Origin of the sequence: Pseudomonas sp. P7548, assembly GCF_013386585.1 — a bacterium.
Taxonomy (GTDB): Bacteria; Pseudomonadota; Gammaproteobacteria; order Pseudomonadales; family Pseudomonadaceae; genus Aquipseudomonas.
Map to the genome: position 1 here is coordinate 1 of NZ_JACARO010000189.1, position 1,953 is coordinate 1,953.

Genomic DNA, 1,953 nt, shown 5'->3' on the forward strand with positions numbered 1-1,953 from the left:
GCTGCATGTGCACACCTCGATGCTGGAGCACGTGCTGGGTGGCGGTTCGGTGGGGTCGCTGTCGCTGATGGTGGGCAACCAGTTGCCCAACCCGGTGATCGCGGTGGACTTCACCGCCAACCAGGTGGTGGCGGGGCGCTCACCGGACACCGCGCTGTTCGACGACAGCAGCTGGCAGGCGGCTGCGGCCGGCGTGCTCAGTGTGCAGATTACCAAGACTGCCCAGGACAGCCTGCGCAGTGCCCTGCGGAACACCGTCAACCTGTTTCTCGACGACGGCCAGCGCCAGTTCACCCTACGGGCGCAGATCGAACCGCTGATGGTCGACCATGAACTGGTGGGGGCGCTGGTGCTGTTCCCGGTGGCGGCGCCGGTCAATGAACTGGATTTGCTGATGCTCGAAAGCGCCAAGTTCGCCCTCAGCGTGCAGATGATGCGCAGCTTTATCCGCTTCCGTTTCGAGACCCGCACCCAGACCGAACTGCTGTTCGAAGTGCTCGAAGGCCGTTGGCGCGATGCCGATGACATCCAGCAACGCGCCCAGCGCCTGGGCATCCAGTTCAACCAGGCGCAACAGATGATCATCATCGACTACGGCGCCAAGGCCCGTGAAGCCAAGAACCTGCACCACAACGTCGCGCGCATCTTGGCCCGTGCGTCGATCCCGGCCACGGTCATCAGTGTCGATAACGGCTTGGTGTGCCTGGTGCCCGCCGAAGGCGAGAAGGGCCGCGAGCGCCGGGCCAAGGTCAAGCGCCAGATCGCCGAAGACCTGGCCCACTACCTGGGCGGCGAGCCGCTCTTGCTGGCCAGCGGCGTCTGCCACGCCCTGACCGATTACCCCGGCGCCTGGGAACGTTGCCGCCGTCTGATCGACATCGCCCGCTCGTTTGGCCGCAGCGGGCCGATCTCCGACCAGGACTTCGGGCCCATCCCGATCTTCGTGGCTGCGGTGGGCGGCGAAGACATCCGTACCTTCGTCAATGAGAGCGTCGGCGCCATGCTGGAACACGACCGCAAGCACCAGACGCCCTACCTGGAAACCCTCACCGCCTACCTGCGCGAAAGCTGCCGCAGTCAGGCTTGCGCCGACGCGATGGGCGTGCACGTGACCACGCTGCGCTATCGCCTGGCGCGGATTCAGGAGTTGTTCGGTATTGATGTGGAGACCCCGGAGCGCCGGTTTGCCACGGAGCTGGCGATCCACTTGCAGCGGGTGATCGACAGTTAAGGCCGTACCACCAACCCCACGCCACGGCCCCGTGGGTCCGAAGCGGTCTGCACGGTGCGGCCGTTGACCTGGATCGCCTGGATATCGCCCATCAACCAGCCCTGGTCCTTGAGCACGTAGCCCATGCGTTGCAGTTGCTGGGCCACCTCGCCGGTCAGCGGCGCATACGCGTCATAGAAGAGCGTGTCCTTGGGCAGCAATTGGTGATGCACGCGCTGCGCGGCCACGGCTTTGTCCAGCGGCAGGTGGAAGTCGTAGACGTTGTTCAGCACCTGGAAGATCGACGTGAAGATGCGCGAACCGCCTGGCGTGCCCAGCACCAGGCTGACCTTGCCGTCACGGGTGACGATGCTCGGGCTCATGGAGGAGAGCATGCGCTTGCCCGGGGCGATGGCGTTGGCATCGTTGCCGACCACGCCAAAGGCATTGGCGACGCCCGGTTTGGCGCTGAAGTCGTCCATTTCGTCGTTGAGCAGGAAGCCCGCACCCTTGACCACCACGCCACTGCCGAAGTCCCAGTTCAGGGTGTAGGTGTTGCTGACGGCGTTGCCCTCGGCATCGATGATCGAGAAGTGCGTGGTCTGGTGGGACTCAAGGCCGGGGCGCACCTGCTCGGTGGGCGAGCGGGCATCCGGATTGATCTGGGCCGCGCGCTGCGCGATGTAGGCAGGGTCAGTCAGGCGCTGCGCAGGCACCTCGGAAAAGTCCGAGTCGCCGAGGTA

Annotated in this window: 2 protein-coding genes; one reads left to right on the top strand and one right to left on the bottom strand. The window is 65.2% G+C overall.

All coding sequences use genetic code 11. The features are described 5' to 3' along the window. Positions 1-1,231 (top strand): CdaR family transcriptional regulator (locus HX803_RS32135; protein WP_178926078.1); only part of this gene is annotated, 1,231 nt, incomplete at its 5' end. Here the strand turns inward: HX803_RS32135 and HX803_RS32140 are convergent. Then, the coding region (locus HX803_RS32140) for a gamma-glutamyltransferase (protein WP_178926079.1) at positions 1,228-1,953 on the bottom strand (726 nt) is incomplete at its 5' end. The genes HX803_RS32135 and HX803_RS32140 overlap by 4 nt on opposite strands.